This window comes from Alcanivorax sediminis, assembly GCF_009601165.1.
GTDB classification, from domain to species: Bacteria; Pseudomonadota; Gammaproteobacteria; order Pseudomonadales; family Alcanivoracaceae; genus Alcanivorax; species Alcanivorax sediminis.
On sequence record NZ_WIRE01000001.1, the window covers coordinates 1,050,521 to 1,069,840 of the forward strand.

General features: G+C 55.8%; 19 protein-coding genes. 14 read left to right on the forward strand and 5 right to left on the reverse strand.

Features of this window, described 5'->3' with window-relative positions:
- Window positions 1-15 precede the first annotated feature (15 nt).
- Window positions 16-1,074 (forward strand): transporter substrate-binding domain-containing protein, encoded by a 1,059-nt coding sequence (locus GFN93_RS04680; protein WP_235901659.1) that lies wholly within the window; start codon window positions 16-18, stop codon window positions 1,072-1,074.
- A 186-nt stretch (window positions 1,075-1,260) separates the two neighbouring features.
- Here the strand turns inward: GFN93_RS04680 and GFN93_RS04685 are convergent, their stop codons facing one another.
- Window positions 1,261-1,680: a PaaI family thioesterase gene (locus GFN93_RS04685; RefSeq protein ID WP_153499337.1), complete on the reverse strand. Its 420-nt coding sequence runs from the start codon at window positions 1,678-1,680 to the stop codon at window positions 1,261-1,263.
- 144 nt (window positions 1,681-1,824) lie between these two features.
- On the opposite strand from GFN93_RS04685, the gene GFN93_RS04690 reads away from it, so the two are divergent.
- The 8 genes from GFN93_RS04690 (at window position 1,825) to GFN93_RS04725 (ending at window position 11,793) form a co-directional block, all read left to right on the forward strand.
- A complete protein-coding gene (locus GFN93_RS04690) occupies window positions 1,825-2,142 on the forward strand; it encodes a hypothetical protein (RefSeq protein ID WP_153499339.1) in 318 nt (105 codons plus the stop codon).
- Between the two features lie 91 nt (window positions 2,143-2,233).
- Entirely contained in the window at window positions 2,234-3,487 is a 1,254-nt protein-coding gene (locus GFN93_RS04695; protein WP_153499341.1) for a TolC family protein, read from the forward strand.
- A gap of 50 nt (window positions 3,488-3,537) precedes the next feature.
- Window positions 3,538-4,773 (forward strand): efflux RND transporter periplasmic adaptor subunit, encoded by a 1,236-nt coding sequence (locus GFN93_RS04700; RefSeq protein ID WP_153499343.1) that lies wholly within the window; start codon window positions 3,538-3,540, stop codon window positions 4,771-4,773.
- 12 nt (window positions 4,774-4,785) lie between these two features.
- Entirely contained in the window at window positions 4,786-7,926 is a 3,141-nt protein-coding gene (locus GFN93_RS04705; protein ID WP_153499344.1) for an efflux RND transporter permease subunit, read from the forward strand.
- Window positions 7,927-8,581: 655 nt separating this feature from the next.
- Complete coding sequence (locus tag GFN93_RS17535; protein ID WP_208993721.1) at window positions 8,582-9,334, forward strand: restriction endonuclease; 753 nt, start codon at window positions 8,582-8,584, stop codon at window positions 9,332-9,334.
- A gap of 72 nt (window positions 9,335-9,406) precedes the next feature.
- A complete protein-coding gene (locus GFN93_RS04715; RefSeq protein WP_153499347.1) occupies window positions 9,407-10,330 on the forward strand; it encodes a 5'-nucleotidase in 924 nt (307 codons plus the stop codon).
- Between the two features lie 29 nt (window positions 10,331-10,359).
- Entirely contained in the window at window positions 10,360-10,974 is a 615-nt protein-coding gene (locus tag GFN93_RS04720; RefSeq protein ID WP_235901661.1) for a non-canonical purine NTP pyrophosphatase, read from the forward strand.
- Window positions 10,975-11,793, forward strand: coding sequence for an SIR2 family NAD-dependent protein deacylase (locus tag GFN93_RS04725; protein WP_153499349.1), 819 nt, complete (start codon window positions 10,975-10,977; stop codon window positions 11,791-11,793).
- Window positions 11,794-11,939: 146 nt separating this feature from the next.
- On the opposite strand, the gene GFN93_RS04730 is transcribed toward GFN93_RS04725, so the two are convergent.
- From GFN93_RS04730 to GFN93_RS04745, 4 genes are all read right to left on the reverse strand, one after another.
- Complete coding sequence (locus GFN93_RS04730; RefSeq protein ID WP_153499351.1) at window positions 11,940-12,602, reverse strand: cupin domain-containing protein; 663 nt, start codon at window positions 12,600-12,602, stop codon at window positions 11,940-11,942.
- A 178-nt stretch (window positions 12,603-12,780) separates the two neighbouring features.
- Window positions 12,781-12,915, reverse strand: a complete 135-nt coding sequence (locus tag GFN93_RS17440; RefSeq protein WP_153501824.1) for a universal stress protein — start codon at window positions 12,913-12,915, stop codon at window positions 12,781-12,783.
- A gap of 73 nt (window positions 12,916-12,988) precedes the next feature.
- Window positions 12,989-13,798 carry a MipA/OmpV family protein gene (locus GFN93_RS04740; protein ID WP_153499353.1) on the reverse strand — a complete coding sequence of 270 codons (810 nt, stop codon included), beginning with the start codon at window positions 13,796-13,798 and terminating at the stop codon, window positions 12,989-12,991.
- 138 nt (window positions 13,799-13,936) lie between these two features.
- On the reverse strand, window positions 13,937-14,647 hold the full coding sequence (locus GFN93_RS04745) for an NAD(P)-dependent oxidoreductase (RefSeq protein ID WP_235901663.1): 711 nt from the start codon (window positions 14,645-14,647) through the stop codon (window positions 13,937-13,939).
- Between the two features lie 38 nt (window positions 14,648-14,685).
- Between GFN93_RS04745 and GFN93_RS04750 the strand changes: the two genes are divergently transcribed.
- From GFN93_RS04750 to GFN93_RS04770, 5 genes are all read left to right on the forward strand, one after another.
- Entirely contained in the window at window positions 14,686-15,591 is a 906-nt protein-coding gene (locus GFN93_RS04750) for a LysR family transcriptional regulator (protein ID WP_153499355.1), read from the forward strand.
- Between the two features lie 108 nt (window positions 15,592-15,699).
- The gene (locus tag GFN93_RS04755) at window positions 15,700-16,227 is read left to right on the forward strand and encodes a TFIIB-type zinc ribbon-containing protein (protein ID WP_153499357.1); all 528 of its coding nucleotides are present in this window, start codon (window positions 15,700-15,702) and stop codon (window positions 16,225-16,227) included.
- Window positions 16,228-16,239: 12 nt separating this feature from the next.
- Window positions 16,240-16,695 carry a hypothetical protein gene (locus GFN93_RS04760; protein ID WP_153499359.1) on the forward strand — a complete coding sequence of 152 codons (456 nt, stop codon included), beginning with the start codon at window positions 16,240-16,242 and terminating at the stop codon, window positions 16,693-16,695.
- Between the two features lie 279 nt (window positions 16,696-16,974).
- Window positions 16,975-18,027, forward strand: coding sequence for an NAD(P)-dependent alcohol dehydrogenase (locus GFN93_RS04765; RefSeq protein ID WP_153499361.1), 1,053 nt, complete (start codon window positions 16,975-16,977; stop codon window positions 18,025-18,027).
- A 229-nt stretch (window positions 18,028-18,256) separates the two neighbouring features.
- On the forward strand, window positions 18,257-19,309 hold the full coding sequence (locus GFN93_RS04770; protein WP_153499362.1) for a hypothetical protein: 1,053 nt from the start codon (window positions 18,257-18,259) through the stop codon (window positions 19,307-19,309).
- Window positions 19,310-19,320 lie beyond the last annotated feature (11 nt).

The window sequence follows — 19,320 nt, forward strand, 5'->3', positions numbered from 1 at the left end:
CATCAAGGAGGAATAATGCTGCCCACAATGCGTACCCTGCTCGTCGGCCTGTTGCTTGTCTGGATGTCCGGTGCCATCGCTGCCCCGATGACGGTGGCAGTGAAAGCATCCCCCCCGTTCAGTTTCCAGAGTGGCGACCGCTGGGACGGAATCAGTGTGGAACTGTGGGAAACCGTGGCAGATCAGGCCGGCCTTGAGTATCGCTACCGTCCCTATCGCACGGTGAGCGAGATGCTCGAAGCGGTGGAGCATGGTCAGGCGGATGTGGCGATTGGTGCGATCAGTGTCACCGCCGATCGCGAGCGTCGGCTGGATTTTTCCCAGCCCATGTACCGGGGCGGACTGGGCATCGCCACCCGCAGTGAGCCCAGCGGCTGGCTGGTAACATTGCAGAGCCTGTTCAGCTGGAAGTTTTTTTCGGCGGTGTTGGCGCTGGGCCTGGTCCTGCTGATCGTGGGTGTGTTGATCTGGTTGTTTGAGCGTCGCCGCAACCCGGAGCAATTCGGTGGTTCGGTAAGCGAAGGCATCGGAAACGGATTCTGGTGGTCGGCGGTGACCATGACCACGGTGGGCTACGGCGACAAGGCGCCGGTGAGCCCGGCGGGTCGTGCCCTGGGTCTGGTGTGGATGTTTGTCAGCATCATCACCATTTCCGGGTTTACCGCCGCCATTGCGTCCAGTGTCACCGTCAACAAGCTGCAGACGCGTATCAACGGCGTGGCAGATCTGCCAAGGGTCAAGGTGGGCAGTGTGGCCAACACCAGTGGTGCCCAGTGGCTGGCGGCCCAGGGGATCGTCTACAAGCCCTACGACAACATCAAGCAGGGCATGCGCGCGGTGGCGCTGGGTGAAATCGATGCCATGGTGTCAGATGCTCCGGTAATGCGTTACATGATTCGTGATCGAGCCGACAAGAATCTATTGGTATTGCCCAACCTGATCCGCGAAGAAAGTTACGCCTTTGCCGTCGCCAACGAGAGCCCGCTCCAGGAACCCATCAACCTGGCCATGCTCAATTTCACGCCCACAGAAGAGTGGCGCATGATCCTCAACCGGTATCTGGGGCTGCACTGACGGGCAGGAGCGAGTTTCGAGTCGCGAATTTCGAAAATCAAAAGCGAGACCATTGCGGTCGGTGAGCGGAGGAGGTTTGCTCTTCGAAACTCGAAACTCGAAACTCGAAACTCGAAACTCGAAACTCGAAACTCGAAACTCGAAACTCGAAACTCGAAACTCGAAACTCGAAACTCGAAACTCGCGTTATACCGTCAGGATCGACTTGGTCACCGAGCCGGTGGCGATCAAACGCTCTTTGCCTTCCGCATTCACGGCATAGGCCTCCGCGCGCATGGCGGCCAGGGTACGGCCGATGCGATCGGCCCTGGCACGCAGGATCACGGTTTCGCCTTTCTGTGCGGCGCGCAATACGCTGTTGTGGGTTTCCACGGTCACCGGGGCCTGATTGTCGTCCAGGCTGGGGACCGCGGCAAAGAAACACGCCACGTCCATCAGTGCGTAGAGAATGCCGCCGTGCAGCGCGCCCAGAGGGTTGGCGGTAAAGTCATTTACCTGAAAGCGCAGCTCACTGGTGCCCTCGCCGGCCTGCAGCAACTCCAGCTCGCAGGCACGGTGCAACGGGTGGGCAAGGACTTCATCGCGGGCAACATCAAGGCGGCTCATGGGGCTATCTCATTCGGCTAAGGTGGAAACGGTCGCTACTTTGCCTGCAATCGGCAACGCTGTGAATGACCGCAGGGAACTGCGCAGCTTGACGCAGGTCTCAATGGTGCCGAGGATAGCCCCCACACACACGTTGGCGATTTCATGAAATCTCTGGTCTGGACATTGCTGTTGATCATCTGCACTCACGTGCTGGTGCTCGATGCCGTGCATCATGAACATGATGCCGGGGCAGACTATGCCCAGTCCCTGAACCTCGTCGACAACGCAGACCATCAGGATCGCCAGTCACTGGATGTGCTGGACCAGGGTGCAGAGCACTGCTGTCAGTGCCACGGCTTTATGGCCGGTGTCGATTGCTCTCCTGCCCGTCAGCCCGCGCCGTTGTCGGCGCTGCTTGCATGGCGTCCTGATCTCCCGGAAGCCCCACCGGAATCCCCGTTCCGCCCTCCTATCGCCTGATTGTTTCCACGTCTTTCTTGCAGCGACATGCCTGGCCTGAGGCCTGCGGTTCGCTGTGATTCATCGTGTCTGAACATTCAGGAGACTTCCCATGGGAAGCCGATATCGTGTGCGTGCCAGCGTCATGCTGGCCGTGCTGTGTGGCTGGCCACTGGCCGCCAGCGCTGCTGCCAATATGGATCCGGCAGCACCATCAGAATGGGCGCAATGGGTGCGCCAGCAAGTCCAGCGTTTGCCGGCCAGCCGAGCCATCAATGCAGAGCAGGAAAAATGGTTGGCAGAGACCCGCAGCGCCGGGCAGCCGCTGTATAACCCCAATCTGAACCTTACCTATGAAGACAGCGCCGAGGTCACGAAAACCGTCGGCCTCAGCCAGACCCTGGACTGGTCCGGCAAGGCACGGGCCAGCCGTAATGAGAGTACGCTGCGCCTCACGCTGGCAGAGCTGCGTGGGCAAAAGGCCCGCGTCGATTTGTTGGCGCAATCCCTTCAGGCGTTGATTGCCTGGGATGCTGCCCAGGCGCGGCTGCAGGCTGCCCGTGAGCAGGAGCAGCAGCTCAGCGAGCTGGCCGCGTTGATACGCCGTCGCCAACAGGCCGGTGATGTGGGGCAGGTGGATGCCAGCCTCACCTTGCTATCGGTGGGGCAGGCTCAGCAATCGTTGGCCGCAGCAGAAGCTCTTGCTACCCATGCGCAAACCCGCCTGCGTGAAGTGATGGCGATACCAACTCCGGCCTATACGCTTCCACAGCAAGACCTTGTCTCTGCTGACGCCGTGGCGGGCAATCCGCAGACACGCCTGCAGGCTAACTACGATGTGCAGCTGGCGGAGCTGCAGCTGGCTTTGGCCGAGCAGGGCGTCACCCTCGCCGACAAGCAGCGCAACGCGGATCCTTCCCTTGGGCTGTATGTGGGCAAGGAAGGCGACGACAACCTGTGGGGGGTGGATCTCAGCTTGCCGCTGAAATTCTTCAATACCGACAAGCCTGCCTACCAGCAGGCCATGGCCGACAGTGATGCCCGGCGAGCCCTGCTGGAGAAAACCCGTAACGACATTCGCGCCCGTCTTGACGGCGCCCGCGACAACCTGACGCAGCAACAGCGTCGCTGGCAACACTGGCAGCAACTGACGCAGCCCTCGCTGGACAGCAGTGATGCCCTGCTCAAGCGCGTCTGGCAGCAGGGCGAACTCACCACCCAGAACTACCTGCAGGCCCTCAACCAAAGTCTGGAAGCTCGCCTCGCGGGCATCGCCCTGCGCGAAGCCCTGCAACAAGCGTGGATCGAGTGGCTCCAGCAAAGCGCCCAGCTGGATGAGTGGCTGAACGCCCTGGCAAACCCCTGACATCCCGTAGGAGCGCCGCTCCTGCAAAGGCAAAAAATTGGACATTTTTTATGAAAACCCAAATAACGTTCAAGAAAGCGCCACTGGCGATCGCTCTGCTGGCCACCCTGTCTTTCCCTGTATGGGCAGAAGACGATCACGGCCATGACCATGATGCTGCGCCGTCGAAAAGTGAATCCCATACGCAGGAAAACCATGATGATCATGACGCCCACGATAATCATGGCGACAACGCCTCCAGGCATGATCATCAGGACGAACACGGCGAGCCAGAAGAGTCAGGCGTCACCCTCACGCCCGAACAGCAAGCCATGCTCAACCTGCAAGTCATTACGCTTCAGCCGCAACAGAACGCCACCCAAACTCTCACCGTCCCGGCGGAAATCACCAGCAACCAGTACCGCACCTGGGTAGTGCCGGTGCGCATCGATTCCCAGGTGCAAGCGCGCAGTGCGTCACTGGGTCAGCACATGAAAAAAGGCGAGCCCATTGCCACCCTGTTCAGTCCGGCCATGGCGGAGCTGCAAAGTGAACTGCAGGTAGCTGCGGATGCCTGGCGGCGGGTGAACAATCTGGGCCGACGCACCGTGGGCAACCAGCGCTATCTGGATGCACAAAGCCAGTACCAGTCCCTGCGGGCTCGCGCCAAGGGCTATGGGCTGGATGACGCCGCCATCCGCGCTATTGAAAGTGGCAAAAGCGAAAAGGGCATCTACACCCTCACCGCCCCGGATGACGGGCTGGTGCTGGAAGATGCCTTCCAGCAAGGCCAGTGGCTCACCGCCGGTAGCGAACTGGTCACCCTGGTGGATGAATCTGAACTCTGGGCCGAAGCGGCACTGCCGCCCAGCCCCGGCCTGCACATTCCCACCGGCACGACTGCGCGCGTGCTGATCGGGGATACGGTTGTCGAAGGCGAAGTGATCCAGTCCGGCCACCGCCTCAACCCGGTAACGCGAACCTTGTCGGTACGTGTGGCGGTGCCCAACGCCGGGCACCTGTTGCACCCCGGCATGTTTGCCGATGTGGCGTTGTCACTGTCAGCACCGGAGAACGCGCTCACTGTACCGGAAGAGGCGCTCACCCGTGGCTCCGATGGGGGTTGGCAATTGTTTGTGGAAGAAGCGTCCGGCTATTACCAGCCGATGGAAATCGAACTCAGCGGCCAACTTGGAGGGCAACGCATCGTCACCGGCATCGAACCGGGTAAACGCGTCGTCACGCGCGGCGCGTTCTTCCTGGCCAGCGAAATGGCCAAGTCCGGTTTCGATATCCACAATCACTAAGGGATCACCGTTATGTTTAATCGTATTGTCGATTGGGCGGTGACCAACCGTCTGATTGTGTTGTTGCTGCTGGTGATCATCGTGGGAGTGATCGGCTGGCAATTGCCCAACCTGAAACTGGATGCCTTCCCGGACGTGACCAACGTTCAGGTGCAAGTGAATACCGAAGCGGAAGGCCTGGCCGCCGAAGAAGTGGAGCAGCTGATCACCTATCCCATCGAGGCAGTGATGTACGCGCTGCCCCAGGTGGCCGAAGTCCGTTCCATTTCCAAGACTGGCTTGTCCATCGTCACCGTGGTGTTCGAAGACGGTACCGATATCTACTTCGCCCGCCAGCTGGTGTTCGAACGGCTTCAGGCGGCGCGGGAAGATATTCCCGGGGGTGTCGGCACCCCGGAAATGGGCCCCAACACCTCCGGGCTCGGGCAGGTCTATCAATACCTGCTCACCGCCAAACCCGGCGCCAATATCGATGCCATGCAACTGCGCAGCCTCAACGACTGGGTAGTAAAGCTGCTGCTCATGCCCGTGGGCGGCGTCACCGATGTGCTCAGCTATGGCGGTGAGGTGCGCCAGTATCAGGTCAACGTGAAGCCTACCCGTTTGCTGGCCTACGACCTGACCCTGCAACAGGTCATGGAGGCCATCGCTGCCAACAACCGCAACGCCGGTGGCTGGTATCTGGATCGCGGTGCCGAGCAACTGGTGATTCGTGGCATGGGCTGGGTGGGCAGCGGTGAGCAGGGCCTGCAAGACATCGCCGCCATTCCCCTGCGGGAAGTGGATGGCACCCAGGTACGCGTCAGCGATGTGGCCAAGGTAGAGTTCGGCGGTGAGATCCGCCAGGGCGCGCTCACCATGACCCGCCGCGATGCCCATGGCGAACCGGAAGCGTTGGGCGAAGTGGTGGCGGGCATCGTGCTCAAGCGCATGGGCGCCAACACCAAGGCCACCATTGATGGCATCAAGGCACGGGAAGCGCGCATCCAGCAGGCCCTGCCCGAGGGTGTGGAATTCCAGGTGTTCTACGATCAGGCGGATCTGGTGGAAAAAGCCGTCAGCACCGTGGTCACCGCCTTGCTGCTGGCGTTCGTGTTTATCGTCATCGTGCTGGCCTTGTTCCTTATGAATCTGCGGGCCACTGTGCTGGTGCTGCTGTCCATTCCCCTCTCCATTGGCCTCGCCCTGCTGGCCATGGCCAGCTTCGACATGTCCGCGAACCTTATGTCTCTGGGCGGCCTGGCCGTGGCCATCGGCATGCTGGTGGATGGCTCGGTGGTGATGGTGGAAAACATCTTCAAGCACCTGAGCCGTGTGGAAGGCAGTCGCGATGCCCAGGGCGGTATCGCCCTGCGGGTGAAAGACGCTGGCCAGGAAGTGGCGCGGCCGGTGTTCTTCGCGGCCAGCATTATCCTGGTGGTGTTTCTGCCCCTGTTTGCCTTCGAAGGGGTAGAGGCCAAGATGTTCGTGCCCATGGCCATCAGCATCATGCTCGCCATGGCCGCCGCCGTTCTGGTGGCGCTGATCGTGGTGCCCGCCTTGGCCGGTTTTCTGTTCCGTCACGGCGTGGAAGAAAAGCCCAACAAACTCATGCAGTGGCTGGAAGCCCACTATCGAAAGCTGTTGGCCAAAGCCATGCAGGCCCGCAAGGCCGTTATCGGTGGCGCGGTGGGTCTGTTCGCCTTGGCGCTGGCCACCACGCCCTTTATCGGCACCGAATTCGTGCCGGTACTGGAAGAAGGCACCCTGGCCCTGCGCGTCACCCTGGCGCCGTCTTCCAGTCTCGATACCGCATTGGAAGTGGGTGAAAAACTGGAGCAGGAAATCATGACCTTCCCGGAAGTCACCTACGCGCTTAGCCGGGTAGGGCGAGCGGAAATCGGTGGCGATCCGGAGCCGGTGAGTAACGTGGAAATTTACATCGGCCTCAAACCGGTCGATGAATGGGAAAGCGCCAGCACACGTCTTGAGCTACAGGAAAAAATCCAGCAGAAACTGGCGGTCCACCCCGGCCTGCTGCTCAACTTTTCCCAGCCCATCGCCATGCGCGTGGACGAACTGCTCTCCGGCGTGAAGGCGCAACTGGCCATCAAATTGTTCGGTCCGGATCTCTCTGTGCTGCAGGAAAAAGGCGAAGCGATTACCCAGGCGGTGAAGGAAGTCGACGGCGCCACCGACGTGCAACTGGAACAGATCGCCGGGGAAGCCCAGCTGGTGGTCACCCCGGACCGAAACGCTCTCAGCCGCTACGGCCTTAGCGTCAATCAAGTCATGGATCTGGTCAGCAGCGGTCTGGGCGGCGGCAGCGCCGGGCAGGTGATCAACGGCAACGAACGCTACGACATTTATGTGCGGCTGGAACAGAGCGCCCGCAACAATGCGGAAGCCATTCGCAACCTGCGCTTAAAGGCGGCGGACGGTGCTTGGGTGCGGCTCATGGATGTAGCGGACGTAAACTTGGTGTCCGGCCCACCCCAGATCAGCCGCGACGACGTACAACGCCGGGTGGTCATCCAGGCCAACGTAGCCGGACGTGACATGGGCTCGGTAGTGGCGGACATCCAGCAAGCCATCAACAGCGAAGTGGACCTACCCACCGGCTACAGCGTCGACATCGGCGGCCAATACGAAAACCAGCAGCGCGCCCAGCAACGCCTGGCCATGGTGGTGCCCGTGGCCGTCGGCCTGATCGGCCTGTTGCTCTACTTCGCCTTCGGCTCCGTGGCCCAGGCCGCGCTGATTTTGGTCAACGTGCCACTGGCACTCATCGGCGGCATCCTCGCACTAGCCATCAGCGGCCAGTATTTGTCCGTGCCCAGCTCCGTGGGCTTTATCACCCTGTTCGGGGTGGCGGTACTCAATGGCGTAGTCATGGTGGAAGCCATTAATCATCGCTTGCGCGATGGAGAGGCATTAGAGACAGCCATCTTCGAAGGCGCCGTCTCACGCCTGCGTCCGGTACTGATGACCGCACTCACCTCCATGCTGGGGCTGATTCCCATGTTGTTGGCGACCGGTGTGGGTAGCGAAGTGCAGAGGCCGTTGGCGGTGGTGATTGTGGGCGGGTTGGTGTCGGCTACGGCGTTGACGTTGTTGGTGTTGCCGAGTCTTTATGGGGTGTTTGACGCACGGCGCAGGACCTCAGCTCAATAGCCCCGTTGGCCTGTAGGCGATCCAGCTTGCTGGACGAATGCGGAGTTGATCGTGGTTCTTGATTGTATGGTTGGTTGCATGGCTGGGATTTTATCGCACTGATAACCGTGCGTGTCCTCGCCGGACGGGCCCAAAGGGGTGTAACGCGACACCCCTCTGGACTCCCCCGCGCCCCGACTCCGTTCGACCCGCTCCGCGGGCACACTCCGGTACTCGGGATCTGGCGGACGCAAAAAAGACTCGCTCCGCTCAGACAGGTTTTTTGCTCTACGCCGCCAGATCCTTCCGTTCCTCGACTCACTCTAACGGGGAAGAGGCCGCCCTGATGGCATTGGTAGTGTTCGCATAGTATTGAGTGGGCGGCTCTCTATAGTTGCTTGCCAGCAAGCGATGTCTAGGGCCATTTTTCACCCGCGCGCAAGTTGCGTTTGTAGGATATGGCTTACATAAATTTGTAAGTGGCTGAGTTAGGGTGGTTATTCAGAAAAGCGGATGCAAGAAAAGTCTGTTGAAAGTGGTTTGTGCCTGTAGGGCAAGCCACAGATTGGTGGGTGGTTTAATGTGTTTCTTTGGATGGGTTAGATTGGGGATATACAGCAAAGTGTTATATCGCATCTGAAATTGAGTAAACTGTCAGCGATTAGGGGTTAAGTACGTGTGGAGGTTTTCTGGGAACATCGGTTACTCATGTGGGGAGTGCCAGTCTTCTGGAGTAATATCGATTGACGACTTCGATATAGAGTGTGTCGGAGGTGGTGAGCGTCAGATGGGGCCGGAGCTTTGTTATGAGCTAGCCTACGAGTTCAGCTGTCCTGATTGCGATAACGAGATCAGCCTCAAATTCTATGTTTATGAGTACCCTGTCAACTGTCTGAACTTTATTGATAATCAGTCGTCAGGTGCAGAAACTAGTGGAGCGCCGGATTTTGAGTATCTCCCGGAGCTGTACTCAGCTGAAGACATTCTTCATTTATACAGCTCCATTAAGGAGCTGGTCATGACTCTTCGTGACAACCCGTATCTTCTGAGAGATATTTCTCACAGAGAATTTGAGGAAGTTGTTGCGGAACTCTTCAGGGCAAAGGGTTATCAGGTCGATCTAACAAAAAGAACAAGAGACGGCGGCAAGGATATTATAGCCATTCACACCGATCACTTCGGAATAAAGAGCAAATATTTCATCGAATGCAAGCATTACGCTGAAAGCAACAAGATAGGAGTTGATGTTGTTAGAACATTGCATGGAGTGAAAAACACTAAAGACGGACCTAATAAGACGATTGTGGCCACAACATCCACTTTTACTGAAGACGCTAGGAAATTTGTTGATTCGGAAATGTCAAGTAAATGGGATATGTCGCTGGCCGATCATGATGAAATTGTTCGCTGGTTGCAAAGTTATCGCTAACAATTTGCTGCACGCGGAAAATTGCTCGCTGCACTCCTGATTTTCCGATGAGCAAGGCGTTAAGGGGGTCATATGCCATATCCAATTGAAAGAAAGCTAGTTGTAGCGGTTTCATCGAGCGCTCTATTTGATTTGTCTGAGTCGCATTCGGTTTTTATTGAAAAAGGGCCGAAAGCCTACAAAAAATTCCAAGAAGAAAATTTAAACAAGGTTCTTGAGAAAGGCGTCGCGTTCCCTTTTATTAAGCGATTTTTAAAAATCAATCATAGATTTCCTGAGAAGCTGCCAGTAGAGGTTGTTTTATTGTCAAGAAATTCAGCTGCGACAGGAAAACGAGTTTTTAGATCAATAAAACATTATGAGCTTGATATATCTCGTGCAGCCTTCATGGAAGGGAAGTCGCCTTTTGAATATATTCCTGCTTTCAACGCATCTCTCTTTCTTTCTGCAAATGAGGAAGACGTGCAAAATGCAATAGATGCCGGATATCCTGGAGGAGTGGTTTTACCCAGCAAAACAGTGAGTGATGACGATAATGACGAACTAAGGATTGCATTTGACTTTGACGGTGTTATTGCTGATGACGAAGCAGAGGCAATATTCAAGGGAGGGGACCTTCCAGAGTTTCACGCATACGAGGTCGCAAATTCTGAAACACCTCACAAGCCTGGGCCGCTGGCAGATCTTTTCAAAAAACTATCATTCCTTCAAAAGCTAGAAGATCGTGAAATTGAAAAAGATAGAAATTATAAAAGAGCACTAACTACTGCTATCGTAACCGCTAGAAATGCACCAGCTCATGAGCGCGTCATTACAACCCTGGAAGACTGGGGTGTAAGCGCCAATGAGATGTTTTTTCTCGGTGGGATGGAGAAAGATAGGATCTTGTCAAAGTTAAAGCCGCACATGTTCTTTGATGACCAAAGAAGTCATTTAGAATCAAAGGCCGGTGATATACCAATGGTACATATACCGTTTGGTATTGCGAATGTATAAATTGAGCAGGCAGAGGCAGCGGAAATCTAATGCTGCGCTCTGCTTTGGGCATTAAGCACTCCCCACAGACAATAGAGCAAATCATGCTTGAGATTCGCTTCCTCTCACAGAATCAATTCAAAGTCGCCGAGGCTAAAGCAATCCTCAAAGGTGCTGGAGTATCCGTTGTTCCGATATCTAGTAAGGTTGAAGAATTGCAGACTGAAGACTCCAAGCGTTTGGTCAAGGACAAGGCGATTAAGGCCTTCAGGCAAGTTGGTCGCCCGCTGTTTGTCGAGCACACGGGTCTATACATCGATTATATGAATGGCTTGCCAGGTGGTTTGACTCAAATTTTCTGGGATAACCTCCAGGCGGAAAAATTCTGTGAAATATTTGGAGTGGACTCAAAAAACACGCTTGAAGCCAAAACGGTTATTGGGTTTATTGACGGCCAACAGTTTTTTTTATTTGAAGGCTCGATTCGAGGTACTGTTCCTCCTGAACCACGTGGTGATAGATCGTTTCAGTGGGATTGTGTGTTTGTTCCAGATGGCTATTCATCGACCTTCGCGGAAATGGGCGAGCAGAAGCACGACATATCAATGAGAAGGCGGGCATTGGACAAATTTTCTGAGTTTTTGAAAAAACGAGGTATGGTTTAGATGCAGGAATTAGCGGCTGCTATCAGATCAAAGAAAGCCGTTTTGTTTGCGGGTGCCGGCCTTTCGATGAATCTTGGTTTGCCTTCATTTAGAAGTCTGATCGACAAACTTGCTAGTGAACTGGGGTTCGATGCTGAAGTTTTTCAGAGTTGTGGAGATTATCTGGCATTAGCTGAATTCTACTATCAGAAGAAGGGAAGCTTGGGGCCGCTAAGAAGTTGGATGGATACCACTTGGCACTCAAATGATGTAAAGCTCGAAGAATCTATAATACACAAGATCATTGTCGAGCTGGATTTTCCAGCGATTTATACAACGAACTATGACCGCTGGATTGAGAAGTCATTTGAGTTGTGGGGTAAAAGCTATTGCAAGGTTGCAAGCGTTGCTGATCTCGCTGCAGCACATGATTCCTTGCCACAGATAGTGAAGTTTCATGGCGATTTCGACAATGACGAATCTATCGTACTGACTGAATCTAGTTACTTTGACCGACTAGATTTTGAATCGCCTTTGGACATTAAGCTACGCAGCGACGTACTTGGGAAAACAGTGTTATTTCTCGGATACAGTCTATCTGACATAAACATCAGGTACTTATTGCATAAGCTGCAAAAGCAGTGGTCACAATCAGCAAATGGTAAAGGTCGTCCGAAATCTTACATTTTTCTCACAAGGCCAAATGTCGTCCAGGAAGAGTTGTTGAGGGCGAGGGGGGTCACTCCTATTGTTGCGGAATCGGACGATCCCAAAGAGGCAACTTTATCGTTTCTCCGGGAGTTGTTGCATGAGGCGTACGGAAAAACTGTCGCGCTTTAACAAGGCGATGTTGTCGTACTGGTTTAACGCTACGCTCCAAACTTATCTGTAACCACTTTTGGGGAAAATGCCTGGGGTCAGGTCTTGCATCGAGATTCGGGTTCAGGTCTTGCATCGTGCATCCAAGACACGAGATCGCCCATTTCCTACAAATGCCCCACCTTTACATAGATCAACGCCCCGTCTTCCTTGGTGAACGGCGTGTGTTGGCTCAAATGGGGGCTGCGGAGCCAGGTGCCTTTGGGGTAGCTGCCATGCTCGTCATAAAAGGTGCCTTCCAGTACGAAGATTTCCTCTCCGCCCCAATGCTGGTGTGGCTGGAATTGGGTATTAGGCGCCCATTTGACCAGCGCCACGTGTTCACCTTCGAAATCGTGCAGGGGCATCACTGTCAGCCCTTCGACAAGGCCTTGCCGCCAGGGCTGGGTGCGGGTGTCGATGACTTTCCGTTCGGTATCGTCCTGGCTGAATTGATGTAGCTTGACCAGTATCGTGGCGCCTTCCTCGCCTATTCTCGGGGTGTGAGAGGTGCCGATGGGGTTGCGCACATAGCTTCCTGCCGGGTAGTCCTGATGTTCATCCGAAAACACGCCCTCCAGGACCAGGAATTCTTCTCCGCCATCATGGGTGTGGGCTGAGAACTCGCTGTGCGGCGCATAGCGCACGATCGAGGTGGCCCGGGCCACTTCGTCGCCGATGCGGTCCAGCATCATGCGCTCAACGCCCGGCATGGGAGAGGCGACCCAGCGATAATCGCTGGGCCGAATGACGATACGTTGCTCAAAATCAGCGTTAAGTAATGTGGTCATCGTTATCTCTGAATAAACACCATTCAGACGGGTGGGGTGTGCCTGAATAGCATCGGTGTAAGTGCTGGCTTAGTAAACGATGTTATCTGTTGAAAAAGCGTGAAACGAGCGAGGGCGTGTTGTTCTGCCCTGGAGTGAACGCGACAGCGGGGGCAGGTCTCCCATTCCCCTCTGATAGCTACTCCTCCCGTGGCGGCATGATCAGTAACGGCTGGTTGGCGTGACGTGTAACGTAGTCGGCGACGCTGCCGAGCAGAAGCCGTTCCAGGGAGCTTTGGCGGCGGCGTTCGATGATTGGGATATCTGGGGTCAGGTCTTGCCCCGTGCATCTGAAGCCAGAAGCATCCCCTTTCCTTGACGCTTAGGTAGTGACTGCTTATGGCGGATTACCAGAAATAAAAGATGCCGCCAATCGCTACTGAGGTCAGTGACCGTTCATCAATAATGGGGCTGTCGGAAATGCCCTCTCCGAGATAATCTTCTTTGACGATAGCGAGAAAATGCCAGTGTTTTCCTGGCGTCCAGATGGCGGTCAACGCAGCTTGATAATTCAGTGAGCTGTGCTCGCCATAGGCGGGGCGCCCTGGTGTCGTTTCATCGTCGTCTACCCCGTAGAAATGCTCAACTAATCGCCCATCTTGCCAGATCAGCCCCAGAGAGGGGGCGACGGTGATATCTCCCCAGTTGATCCCGTAGCTGGCCGTCAGGCTCGCTTCCAGGCCGTCGCTTTCATTGCCGATATCTTTCAGTGCGTTGGCAGATAGTTGAAACATGCCGTGCTGATAGTCATAAGAAACACCGGCAAAGGCGGTTCGGTGTGTCGTATCGATGCCATTGAGTTCGCCATTGTCGGCAAAGCCTGCTGTGACTTCATAGAAGCGGGGCGTGACAAGCAGACCCACTACGCTGTGATCGGTCTTCAACAGATCCAGCCCTGCATCAAGGCCTTCCACGCTCAAGCGTTTATAGCGAAGGGAGAAGTAGGGAAGCCCTTCGTTTTGTGAATCGACGCCGACAAAAGGGCGTTCGGTGATTGAGGTGGTGGCGCCGATGCCGAAGTGGCTGGTGTTGTCCAGGGGAGCCCTAGAAAGCGGGGTGTTGATGGCGGTGGGCGCTGCCATGGCTAGCGAAGAAGCAACAAACAAGACGCAAGAGAATAAAGGACACCCATAAATTGGCAGGATCGCCTTCGCCAAGAAGGATGGATCTCTTTATCAGTCAATTCATGCGTGCACAGCGAGGGTCAGGTCTCCCATTTCCCAAATTGATCCGGGCTCTGGCTTCGCCCCGTGCGCTTCTGATGTCTGGGGCATTCCTCGCATTCCTCGCAGTTTTCAATACCCCAACGTAAATCGCTCACCCTCATGCTGTGGCTGCTCCAGTTCATTGATGAGTGCCACCGCATAATCCTGCACGGAAATCCGGCTGTTGCCGTCGGCATCTACCACTAGATCATCCTTGCCCAGCTGGAATGAGCCCGTGCGTTTGCCGGGGAAGATCTCGGCGGCGGGGGAGAGCATCGTCCAGTTGAGTTCGCTTTCGTTGCGAAGCAGGGCCAGGGCATCCAGGGCGCCGCGGGCGGTGCCCTGGTATTCCGCCGGGAAGTTGGGGGTGTCGATGAGCAGGGTGTCGGCGTTCACGTGCAGAGAGCCTGCGCCTCCGACGATCAGCAGTCGGGGGACGCCGGCCTCTTTGGTGGCCTGGATGATGGATTGCACGCCCTGTAGGTAATACTCGCGCACATTCTCTTTTGCATGGCCGCTGAAGGCGCTGAGTACGGCGTCGAATCCCTTCAGTTGTTCGCTGAGTTGTTCGGTGTTCTGCACATCGCTTTTCACGATGGTCAGGTTGTCTGCGGGCTGCAGTTTGTCCGGCTGGCTGACCAGGGCAGTGACCTGGTGGCCACGTTGCAGGGCTTCTTCACGGAGGGCAGAACCAATAAATCCGCTGGCGCCAATCAGTGCAATGTTCATGTCGAATTCCTCAATGGGTGCGTTGTCGATGGGGTCATGATGGCGCTGGCCATTGATTCGATAAACGGCCATTCTCATAATTCAGTGTTGTGAATATCTAAACAAAGGTGATGGCGGTGGATGCGGATCTGGACCTGAATACCTTGCCCCTGTTTTTGGCCTTGGTGGCGGCGGGCAGCTTTACGGCAGCCGCTGAGCAACTGGGCTGCAACAAGAGCAAGGTGAGCCTGGGGGTGAAGCGGCTGGAGTCTCATCTGGGCGTGGCCCTGTTTACCCGTACCACCCGGCAGGTACAGCTGACCCAGGCGGGGGAGCAGTTCCTGGCGGGCTGCGCGCAGTTGATGGACCAGCTCGATGAACTGATGTCGCAGGTGGAAGCGGATCAGCATCAGTTGCAGGGGGCGCTGCGCATTGCTGCCCCGGAGGATTTTGCCGCCCAGGTGGTGGCACCGGCACTGGTGGCCTTTGGTGAGCAGCATCCACAGCTGCAACTGGAGCTGCGCACCGGCGACAGCGTGGCGGACATGGTCCGAGAGGGCATTGATTTGTCACTGCGGCTGGGCTGGCTGAAGGATTCCACCCTGCGGGCGAGCAAGCTGGGACAGTTCGAACAGTGGCTGGTGGCCTCACCGGCATACCTGAAAACCCACGGCACTCCGAAAAAGCCCGAGGACCTGGCGGACCATGCCTGGATTACCTTTACGCCCTTGCCCGCACCGCTTACGTGGCAATTCAGTAAGGGCAAGCAAACCCGTCAGGTGAAAATGCACTCCCGTTTCCGCGCCAACACCACCGCAGTGACCAAACAACTGCTACTGGCCGGTGCGGGCCTGTCGGTGCTCACCGATTCCATCGCCGCCCCGGAGCTGGCCAGCGGCCAACTGGTCAGAGTGCTTCCGGCCTGGTCGTTGCCCCGTGGCGGCATCTATGCGGTATTCCCGCCGGGCAAGCATGTGCCTGCACGGGTAAGGGGCTTTGTGGATTTCTTGAAGCAGCGTTTGGCCTGGGCGGGGTGATCGGTTGCTGTAACGCCTGGCCTTCAATGTGCATGAGTGCCATGTAAGAAAAGGCTTACAGAAGTAGGAGCGGGGCTGTTATAAGCTGTGGGTCTGACAAGGGGAGTGATGATGGTTGAGTGTATCAACGGTTGTGGTGGTATGGCTGCAACGCACTATGAGGGCGTGGAAATTGATGTGTGCGGGTGCTGTTCCGGGGTATGGCTGGATTTCGGTGAGCTGACGCAGATAGTTGAGATCAGGGGTGCCGCCTGGTCTGAGAATGTAGTCGAAAAAGTATTGACGTCTTTGGGCGGGAAAGGGGTGCCCGTTAAAGAGCGAGAGCGGGAGTTGACCTGCAGGGTGTGCAACAACGCTCTTCCGCCCTCCAATTACCAGTCCAACTCTGGGATCATTGTGAATGCCTGCCCCGATGGCCATGGTGTGTGGCTGGATGCAGGGGAGCTGGAAAAGCTGCAGATCTTCATGGAGCGCTGGCAAGACATTGCAGCCCGTGATGCGGACAAGCATCAGCATTTGCTCCGTCAGATTGAGGTGGATTACGCGGATAAAAAAAGCAAAGGGTTGCGTGAAGGCCCTGCCTATTTTGAAGTCATCAATATCTTTATTAATCGCGTGATCAGCCTGATGGAATAAAGTCCACTGAGCATGAATGTTGCCCTCAAGCCCTTGGTGCGATCTGTTAGGAATGTTGCCCTTGCAGCGGGTTTGCTTTTGCTTCTGGCCGGAATCAGTACGGTGTTTTGGCCGAAGGCGGAAGGTCTGGTGGTCGCGAGTGAGACATCCTTGATTGATAGGGCGTATCAATCAGTCAGGGGTGGTGGGTCATTCCAGACCAGGTTTCACTGGTCCAAGGTTGCTTATCAGTTTCAGGTCGATGGTAAGAGCTATGTCAATTCAACCTACTGCCTGTGTTTTCCTGTTGGGTTGGAAATGCCCAGGCGGGATGAAAGCGTGACTGTCTCTTACTTCTTCTGGTGGCCTGAAATCAGTGTGCTCAGAACAGGGCCGGATATGATTCTAGTCTTCTTCATTTTCTTCTTTTGTCTGCTCTGGCAGCTGGCCTTCTTTTCCGGTGCTGAACCGGAAGTCACTTCAGATTAAGGCGAATGGGTCTGAGCTGATCTCCATCCTTTCCTGCTTCTCCTGCCCGAACAAGCGATATGGTAAGGCATTGCCTGCTACTGAAATATAACCGGTATGCTCAGTTCTTCTGTGCTTTGGTGATGGTGAATCCCGACGAATTTCAGCTGCAACCGGCAAGAAATCGACCTTATCCGGTGCCCACGCTTGTCAATGGGCTCTTGCCATGGTGTCCTCTCTGGCACGGTGTTCACGGCGCCGGTGTTATCATGTTCATGAAATTCATTCCCGGGAGAGTGTATGAAAACCATCGGCTATGCGGCGTTTTCCTCCGATGCCCAGATGCAGCCCTATCATTTTGAACGACGCGCCTTGCGTGACAATGATGTGGCCATCGAGATCTTGTTCAGCGGGATATGTCATTCCGATTTGCATACGGTGAACGGTGACTGGGGCAAACAGCGTTATCCGCTGGTGCCTGGTCACGAAATCATTGGGCGGGTAATGGACGTGGGCCCGCAAGTGACCCGTTACAAGGTAGGCGACAAGGTGGGCGTGGGCTGCATGGTCGACAGCTGCCAGTCCTGTGATCAGTGCGACCACGGTGAAGAGCAGTATTGCCGTAATGGCATGACCCCGACTTACGGTGCGCCGGATCGCATTGATGGAACGATGACGCAGGGGGGCTATTCGAAGCATATTGTGGTGCGTGAAGAGTTCGTGTTGCGCGTGCCGGATGCACTGGACATGTCCCGTGCTGCCCCGATCCTGTGTGCGGGCATTACCACGTTTTCTCCCCTGCGCACCTGGAACGTGGGCAAGGGTAGCCGGGTAGGCGTGATTGGCCTTGGTGGCCTTGGCCACATGGCGGTGAAGCTGGCGGTAGCCATGGGAGCTGAAGTGACGGTGCTGAGCCGCTCTGCCCGCAAGGCGCAGGAAGCGGAAGCATTGGGTGCCTCGGGAGTGCTGGTGTCTACTGACAAGGCGGCCATGAAGGCGGCGGCAGCGTCACTGGATCTGATTCTCGACACCGTCCCGGTACGTCACGACCTGAAGCCTTACCTGCCGTTGCTGGATGTGGATGGCACGCTGGTGATTGTGGGGCAGGTGGGCGACATGGACGACTTTGCATCTGCTCCGATGATCTTTGGCCGTCGCCGCGTGGCGGGATCGCTGATCGGTGGGATTCAGGAAACTCAGGACGTACTCGATTTCTGTGCCGAGCACGATATCCACCCGGTCTGTGAAATTATTCGCCCGGATCAGGTTAACGAGGCCTATAGCGTGATGGAAAAAGGCGACATTGCCCACCGCTATGTGATGGACATGTCCGGTCTGGCATTGGATCAGTAACGTCCGCCAAACTGTAAAAAACGGGGCCTTCAAGGCCCCGTTTTTTTTGAGGATGAAGGAGGCGGCGCCAACGGAACCTCCACTCTGAAAACGCACCTTGTCTGAGTTCTCATAAATGGGGTTTTTCGGCCACAACAGCCAGGGCAATCGTTATGATAATGCGCGCTGAATGTGTTTCAGAGGGAGCGCTCGCTAGGGTGAGCTTGAATGATATTGATAGGGAGTGTTCATGAGTCAGTTTTATCCCGTTTTGGCCAGGGGAGTGGTGGGTTGCGCGACAGCGCTGGTGTTGACCGGGTGCCAGATGATGGCAACCGGTTCTGCGGGTTCCTCCGCTTCCGCTATTTATTCAGGTGCGGATCCGCTCGTATTGGATGAGCGGATGAAGGGAGAGTTGACGACCGGGAGCGCCATCAACGTCAAGGACGGTAGCCGTTATCAGCTGTATCGCTTGACCCTTGAGCCGGGCGATCTGGTGGCGGTTGACCTGCAAGGCAGTTTTGAGGGAATGCTCTCGTTGTATGATGCGGAGAATACCCTGCTGATGGTCGACTCCCCGTTGCGTATTCGCGCGGAGGAAGGCGGAGAGTACGCCGTTGTTGTCAGTGGAGAGACGAGTGACAGCTATGGGCCTTTCAGCATTACGGCAAGCAGTATTGATTTGAATGACACCGGGGTATTGCAGGTGCCAGGGACGACACGAGGCTGGCTGCACTCGGAACTGCGTGTTTATACGCTAACCGTCGAAAAACAGGCGGCTTACCAGATTGATGTGCTGTCCTCGGACTTCGATTCTGTCATGGCCATTGATGGCCCGGATGGTTATTACAACGAGAATGACGATGGAAGTGAGAGTGGTAACGCCAGCATTAGCGACATGTTTGCGCCTGGGGAATACACGCTGACGATTGGGTCCTATGAAGGGCGGCAGGGGCTTTTTGATATTGAGATCGCTACCTTTGAGGTGGATATCACGGATACCGATGTATTGACCCCGGGTTCTGAAATTGAGGGCTGGATGGGAGAAGAGCCGGAGAGTTATTCACTGACCATTGAGGAAGAGGGGGAGTATCAGGTTGAGATGCGTTCAACCACTCTGGACTCGTTTCTGGTGATTGAAGGCCCGGATGGTTTTTATGCCGAAGATGATGATGGCGGCCAGCATTACAACTCCCGCATTGTGGAAACCCTGAACCCGGGCGTTTATCAGGTGAGAGCTTCTCGCCACCCTGAAGCGTATCCGAATCGCGGTGTGTTCACACTGTCAGCAGAACGCCGCTGATGCGAGTCACT

Bases quoted from the DNA above. Each gene is read 5' to 3' on its own strand.
- GFN93_RS04685 (WP_153499337.1), bottom strand. From the start codon at position 1,680: ATGAGCCGCCTTGATGTTGCCCGCGATGAAGTCCTTGCCCACCCGTTG.
- GFN93_RS04690 (WP_153499339.1), top strand. From the start codon at position 1,825: ATGAAATCTCTGGTCTGGACATTGCTGTTGATCATCTGCACTCACGTG.
- GFN93_RS04700 (WP_153499343.1), top strand. From the start codon at position 3,538: ATGAAAACCCAAATAACGTTCAAGAAAGCGCCACTGGCGATCGCTCTG.
- GFN93_RS04705 (WP_153499344.1), top strand. From the start codon at position 4,786: ATGTTTAATCGTATTGTCGATTGGGCGGTGACCAACCGTCTGATTGTG.
- GFN93_RS04765 (WP_153499361.1), top strand. From the start codon at position 16,975: ATGAAAACCATCGGCTATGCGGCGTTTTCCTCCGATGCCCAGATGCAG.
- GFN93_RS04750 (WP_153499355.1), top strand. From the start codon at position 14,686: ATGGCGGTGGATGCGGATCTGGACCTGAATACCTTGCCCCTGTTTTTG.
- GFN93_RS04715 (WP_153499347.1), top strand. From the start codon at position 9,407: ATGCCATATCCAATTGAAAGAAAGCTAGTTGTAGCGGTTTCATCGAGC.
- GFN93_RS04760 (WP_153499359.1), top strand. From the start codon at position 16,240: ATGAATGTTGCCCTCAAGCCCTTGGTGCGATCTGTTAGGAATGTTGCC.
- GFN93_RS04755 (WP_153499357.1), top strand. From the start codon at position 15,700: ATGATGGTTGAGTGTATCAACGGTTGTGGTGGTATGGCTGCAACGCAC.
- GFN93_RS04695 (WP_153499341.1), top strand. From the start codon at position 2,234: ATGGGAAGCCGATATCGTGTGCGTGCCAGCGTCATGCTGGCCGTGCTG.
- GFN93_RS04770 (WP_153499362.1), top strand. From the start codon at position 18,257: ATGAGTCAGTTTTATCCCGTTTTGGCCAGGGGAGTGGTGGGTTGCGCG.
- GFN93_RS04730 (WP_153499351.1), bottom strand. From the start codon at position 12,602: ATGACCACATTACTTAACGCTGATTTTGAGCAACGTATCGTCATTCGG.
- GFN93_RS04680 (WP_235901659.1), top strand. From the start codon at position 16: ATGCTGCCCACAATGCGTACCCTGCTCGTCGGCCTGTTGCTTGTCTGG.
- GFN93_RS04720 (WP_235901661.1), top strand. From the start codon at position 10,360: ATGCTGCGCTCTGCTTTGGGCATTAAGCACTCCCCACAGACAATAGAG.
- GFN93_RS04745 (WP_235901663.1), bottom strand. From the start codon at position 14,647: ATGGCCGTTTATCGAATCAATGGCCAGCGCCATCATGACCCCATCGAC.
- GFN93_RS04725 (WP_153499349.1), top strand. From the start codon at position 10,975: ATGCAGGAATTAGCGGCTGCTATCAGATCAAAGAAAGCCGTTTTGTTT.